A 6,510-nucleotide genomic window follows, 5' to 3' on the forward strand; every position below is an offset into this window, starting at 1 on the left:
TCACTACGGCCCAGGTACTCCAGCTCACCGTCCCGGTTCCACCGCACCAGGTCACCCGTGCGGTACATCCGGCCACCCGCCGCACCGAACGGGTCCGCCACGAACCGCTCCGCCGACAGACCCGCACGCCCGAGATAACCACGCGCCATGACCGTACCGGCGTTGTACAGCTCACCGGCGACACCCGGGGGCACCAACCGGAGGTACTCGTCCAGCACATAGAGCTGCGTGTGGACGATCGGCCGCCCGATCGTGACGTTCCTGCCCGCCAGCGGTGAGCTGATGGAGCTGACGAACGTCTCCGTCGTCCCGTACAGGTTGATCATCTGGCGGCCCTGCGACCAGTGCTCCACCACCTCGGGCGGGCACGCCTCGCCCGCTACCAGCACCGTGTGCAGGTAGCGCAGCGAGGCCGCGGTGGCCTCGGGCATGCTCGCCAGCGCCGACGGCGGGATGAACGCGTGGGTGACGCGGCGGTCGGCCAGAGTACGCGCAAGCTCCTCCCCCGCGAGGCGGCCGGGCTGGGGCACGACGAGGGTGCCGCCACGGCTGATGGCCATGAGGATCTCGATGATCGAGACATCGAAGCTGGGGGAGGCCAGTTGCAGGACGCGACTGTCAGGACCGGTCGCGCAGCACTCGATCAGGCTGGCGATGACACCGGCCAGTCCGGTGTGGGGGACGGCGGTGCCCTTGGGCCGGCCGGTGGAACCCGAGGTGTAGATGACGTAGGCGGTGTTCACCGGGGTGAGCGGCGCGACCCGGTCCGCATCCGTCGGATCGGTGACCGGCTGCCCGTCCCAGACCCCGGCCAGCTCCTCGACGGCCAGCCCCTCCGGCAACTCCTCCGCCAGCCGCCCGGTGGTGAGCAGCAGGGCGGGAGCGGCATCGGCCAGCATGTACGCGATGCGATCCGCCGGGTAGTCCGGGTCGACCGGCAGGTAGGCGGCGCCCGCCTTCGCGATGCCCAGGATCACGGCGAGCTGCTCCATGCGGCGGGGCAGGGCCACACCGACGAGCTGCTCCGCCCCGATGCCCCGGCCGATCAGCCAGTGCGCGATCCGGTTGGCACGCGCGTTCAGCTCCGCATACGTCCAAGCCGCGTCCCCGGCCTCCAGGGCGATGGCGTCGGGAGTGGCCTGCACCCGGGCCTGGAACAGCTCCGACAGCGTGGCCGCACCGATCCCCACACCCGGAATGCTCGCCCAGTCCCGGAGCTGGGCAGCCTCACCATGGGTGAGGACATCCAGGAATCCGATGGGCCGGGACGGGTCGGCGGCGATCGACCTGAGCAGTCGGATCCAGCGTGCGGTCAGCGCCTCGATCGTCGACCGGTCGTACAGGTCGGTGGCGAACTCGACCGTGCCGGACATGCCGGCCGGGGTGCCGTTGTCGTCCCGGTGCTCCCCCATGTTGATGAACATGTCGAACCTGGACGTGCCCATGGCGACACCGTCTGCCGCGACCTGCAGGTCGGGCAGTTCGAAGTCCGGCTGCTCGGTGTTGAGGAGGGCGAGCATGACCTGGAACAGGGGGTGGTGCGTGGTGCTGCGGTGCGGATTGAGCTTCTCCACCAGGTGCTCGAACGGGATGTCCTGGTGGGCGTAGGCCTCCAGGCTCGTCCGGCGGACCTGCGCCAGCAGGTCGGTGAAGGACGGGTTGCCCGCCGTATCCGTGCGCAGCACCAGGGTGTTGACGAAGAAGCCGATGAGCTGGTCGAGGTTCTCGTCGGTGCGTCCGGCGATCGGTGCGCCGAGCGGGATGTCCGTTCCGGCACCGAGACGGGTCAGCAGAGCGGCGAAGGACGCCTGCAGCACCATGAACATGGTGGTGCCGGTCGAACGGGCCAGCTCGGACAGCGCCTGGTGCAGCTCCGCGTCGATGCCGAAGGTGCTCACGTCACCCGCGTAGCCGGCCACCACGGGGCGGGGCCGGTCGGCGGGGACGGTGACCTGCTCCGGAAGACCGGCCAACTGCCCGGCCCAGTAATCCTGTTGGCGGGCGAACAGGCTGTCGGGATCGGTGTCGTCACCGAGCAGGTCGCGCTGCCACAGCGTGTAGTCGGCGTACTGCACCGGCAGCTGCGGCCACTGCGGCGCGGAACCCTCCAGTCGGGCGGAGTACGCGGCGACCAGGTCGCGGGCCAACGGGGCGAGCGACGAACCGTCACCGGCGATGTGGTGCAGCACCAGCATCAGCACCGACTCGCTCGGGCTGACGGTGAACAGTTCGGCGTGCAACGGCACCTGGACCGACAGGTCGAACTCGTGCCGAGCGGCCTGACGCAGCTGGTGGGAGAGACCGTCCTCGCTCGTGGTGCCGATCCGCAAGTCGATCCGGGCGTGCTCGGGGTCGAGAACGCGCTGACGGGGCTGCCCGTCGACCTCCTCGAAGACCGTGCGCAGCGCCTCGTGCCGCGCGATGACGTCGTTGATGGCCTCCCGCAGCACCTGCTGGTCCAGGTCACCGGTCAACCGCAGGGCGAGCGGCATGTTGTAGGTGGCGGAGGGGCCTTCCAGCTGGTGCAGGAACCACAGCCGCTGCTGGGCGTAGGAGAGGGGAAGGGGGTTGGGCCGGGTGGCGGGCAGGAGCGGCGGGCGCAGCTCGCTGTTCCGGGTCAGGCGCGGCGCGAGCCTGGCAACCGTGGGCGCCTCGAAGAGTGTCTGGAGGGGCATCTCGGTGCCGAGAGTGGCCCGGATCCTGCTGGAGAGCTGGGTCGCCAGCAGGGAGTGACCGCCGAGCTCGAAGAAGTCGCCGTCGATCCCGACGCCGGGCAGACCGAGGATCTCCGCGAACAAGGTGCAGAGGATCTCCTCCTGCGGCGTGCGCGGTGCACGGCCACCACCCGCGGACGTGTACTCCGGCGCGGGAAGGGCCTTGCGGTCGATCTTGCCGTTCGGCGTCAGCGGAATGCGGTCCAGGGTGACGATCGCCGACGGGACCATGTACTCCGGCAACTGCGCCTGCAACACCTGCCGCAGCGCCGTCACCAGTGCCCCGCTCGTCCGCGCCCGAGCCGGGGAGTTCGTCAGAGAAGCGGAACCGCCACCGGAGGACCGGTAGACACCGGTCACCGCCCGGGTGTCCGCCGTGTCCAGCAGGACCGCGTCGAACCCGCCCGGAAGACCGGCACTCCACGTGACCACCGCCCGCAACCCGAGACCCTCGGCCCACCGGTGGAAGGCCTCCGGATCGATCCCGGCCACCGAGCCGAGCACCGACCGCACCGCGTCCAGGTCCTCACCGGCGTCCAGCGCCTCGACGGCAGCCGCCTCACCCGACAGACGCGCGTCGGGAACACCCACCACACGAAGCGGCACACCACCGGCAAGCCGCTCCCCGAGCTGCTCCAAGGTCGTGACGTCGCTCCCCCAGCGCAGGACCGGCTGGCCGGCCTGGTCGCCCGAACCGGCAACGTCGGTCAGCTCCGCCGGATTCTTGTGGAGGGCGACCTCGTAACGGTGACGGGTCAGCTCGTTGTGCGCCTCACCACGCTTGAGGCGGATGTCCACACCCGCACCGCACTCGGCGGCAAGAGCGGTGAAATAGTCCGGGTGGACCAGCAGTTCCTTCTCCACCACCAACGCGTGCTCCACCGAAGCATGGAGCTGAGCGCTGCCGGCGGCATTCGGGGCATGGATGGCCGTCTGGAACATCCGCAGCTGTCCCAGATGACGGATGTCACCCAGCAGGACCCGGCCACCGTCCGCCAGCAACTCCAGCGCCTGACGCAGGACGGAGGTGAGGTACTCCCGGTTCGGGAAGTACTGCGCGACCGAGTTGATCACGATCGTGTCGAAGTAACCGGCGGGCAGCCCCGTGAAGTCCTCCGCCGGCCGGCAGCGCAGCTGGACGTGCTCCCAGCCCCGCTCCGCGACCTGCCCCACCAACCGGGTCACCACCGGCTGCGACAGATCGGTACCCCAGTAGGCCTCGACCTCCCCCGCCAGCGGCGCCATCAACAGACCCGAACCGACACCGATCTCCAACACCCGCCGCGGCGCGAAGGAACGAATCCGCTCCACCGTCGCCGCACGCCACTCCCGCATCTCCTCCAACGGGATCGCCTCACCCGTGTACGAGCTGTTCCACCCCGCGAAATCCTCACCCAACGACGCGGCCGAACCCTCGTACAACGAGTCGTACAACTCCCGCCAGTCCTCAACCTGCTCACCAGCACCGGCGCCCACATCGGCACCACCACCGGCCCCCGGAACGACGTAAGCCACCAGACGGGTGTCACCGGGCTGGTCCTCACGCGGAACCACCACCGCCTGCGCCACCTCGGCATGCCGCGCCAGCACCGACTGGACCTCACCCGGCTCGATCCGGAACCCACGGATCTTCACCTGATCGTCACTACGACCCAGGTACTCCAGCTCACCGTCCCGGTTCCACCGCACCAGGTCACCCGTGCGATACATCCGGTCGCCCGCCGCACCGAACGGATCCGCCACGAACCGCTCCGCCGACAGACCCGCACGCCCCAGATAACCACGCGCCAAACCCCGACCCGCCACATACAACTCACCCGCGACACCCTGCGGCACCGGCCGCAGATACTCGTCCAGCACATACACCCGGGTGTTGACCACCGGCCGCCCGATCGGGACATGGGCACCCGACAGCGGACCACCGGTCGACGCATAGACGGTGGTCTCGGTCGGCCCATAAGCGTTGATCATCCGACGCCCCACCGACCACCGCTCCGCCAGATCGGGCGGGCACGCCTCACCCGCCACCACGACGGTGCCCAGATCAGGCAACGCACCCTCGGTACCGGACGGCAGACTCGCCAGAGCCGACGGCGGCAGGAACACATGACTGATCCGCCGCTCGGCCAGCACCCGGCCCAGCTCCTCACCCGCCAGCAGGGAAACCCGCGGCACCACCAACGTGGCCCCCACGGCAAACCCGAGCATCAACTCGATGACGGAGACATCGAAACTCGCCGAGGTGAACCGCAGCACACGACTGCCCTCACCAAGAGCGCAACGCTCGACCAGCGTGGCGACCAACGACGCCAGACCCGTATGCGCGACAGTGACACCCTTGGGCCGACCCGTGGAACCCGAGGTGTAGATCGTGTACGCGGTGTTCGCCGGGGCGAGCGGCGCAACCCGCTCCGCATCCGTCGGATCACTCGCCGGCTGCCCGTCCCAGACCCCGGCCAGCCCCTCCACGGCCAACTCCTCGACCGCCAGACCCTCCGGCAACCCCTCCGCCAGCCGCCCCGTACTGAGCAACAGGACGGGAGCCGCATCCGCCAGCATGTACGCGATGCGATCCGCCGGGTACTCCGGATCCACCGGCAGATAACCCGCACCCGCCTTCACCACACCCAGGATCACCGCGACCTGCTCGACACCGCGCGGCAACGCCACACCGACCAGATCCTCAGCCCCGACACCCCGGCCGATCAGCCAGTGCGCGACCTGATTCGCCCGCGCGTTCAACTCCGCATACGTCCACGTCTCATCCCCGGCCTCCAACGCCACCACGTCCGGCGCAACCGCCACCCTGGCCTCGAACAACCCGGGCAGCGTGGCGGACGGCACCTCGGCGGCGGTGTCGTTCCATTCGCTGAGGATGCGCCGGCGCTCGACCTGGTCGAGGATCTCGACCGTGTCGACGGTCAGCTGCGGATCGGCAACGACGGCCCGCAGCAGGCGTGCCCACCGCTCGGCCATGACCTCCATGGTCGACCGGTCGTACAGTTCCGTCGCGAACTCGACGAACCCGTTGATTCCCGCAAGCGCGCCGTCTTCGCCATGCTCCTCGCCGACAGTGATGAACACGTCGAATCGCGCGGTGCCGGTGGGAATCGGCTCGGGGCTGACTCGCAGCCCGGGAAGCTGGAAGTCGGCCTGCTCGTTGTTCTGCAGAGCCAGCATGACTTGGAAGAGCGGGTGGTGCGAAGCGGAGCGGTGCGGGTTGAGCTTCTCCACCAGGTGCTGGAACGGGACGTCCTGGTGCGCGTAGGCGGCCAGGGTGGCCCGGCGGACCTGCGCCAGCAGGTCCGTGAAGGCCGGGCCGCCGGCCGTGTCGGTCCGCAGGACCAGGGTGTTGACGAAGAAGCCCACCAGGTCGTCGAGGTTCTCGTCGGTCCGCCCGGCGATCGGAGAACCGATCGGGATGTCCGTACCGGCACCGAGACGGGTCATGAGGACGGCGAGGGAGGCCTGCAGCACCATGAAAACGGTCGTGTCGGTGCTGCGGGCCAGCTCGGCGAGGTCCCGGTGCAGGTCCGCGCCGAAGTTGAAGTTGCACGCGGCACCGGCGTTGCCCGCGACGGCGGGGCGGGGCCGGTCGGTGGGGACGGTGACCTGCTCCGGCAGACCGGCCAGCTGCTCAGCCCAGTAACCGTACTGGCGACTGAACGCGCTCTCCGGGTCGCCGTCGTCACCGAGCAGCGCACGCTGCCACAGCGTGTAGTCGGCGTACTGCACCGGCAGCTGCGGCCAGTCCGGCTCGGCACCCGTCAGGCGGGCGGTGTAGGCCGCGATCAGG

1 protein-coding gene is annotated in these 6,510 nt (G+C 69.6%); it reads right to left on the minus strand.

Annotation, left to right across the window (positions count from 1 at the left end; all coding sequences use genetic code 11):
* Positions 1 to 6,449: amino acid adenylation domain-containing protein (locus ACFVUH_RS37130; RefSeq protein ID WP_387918046.1), on the minus strand; the 6,449-nt coding region annotated here is incomplete at its 3' end.
* Positions 6,450 to 6,510: the final 61 nt, after the last annotated feature.

Source organism: Kitasatospora sp. NPDC058032 (assembly GCF_042885845.1).
In the GTDB taxonomy this organism is placed as follows: Bacteria; Actinomycetota; Actinomycetes; order Streptomycetales; family Streptomycetaceae; genus Kitasatospora.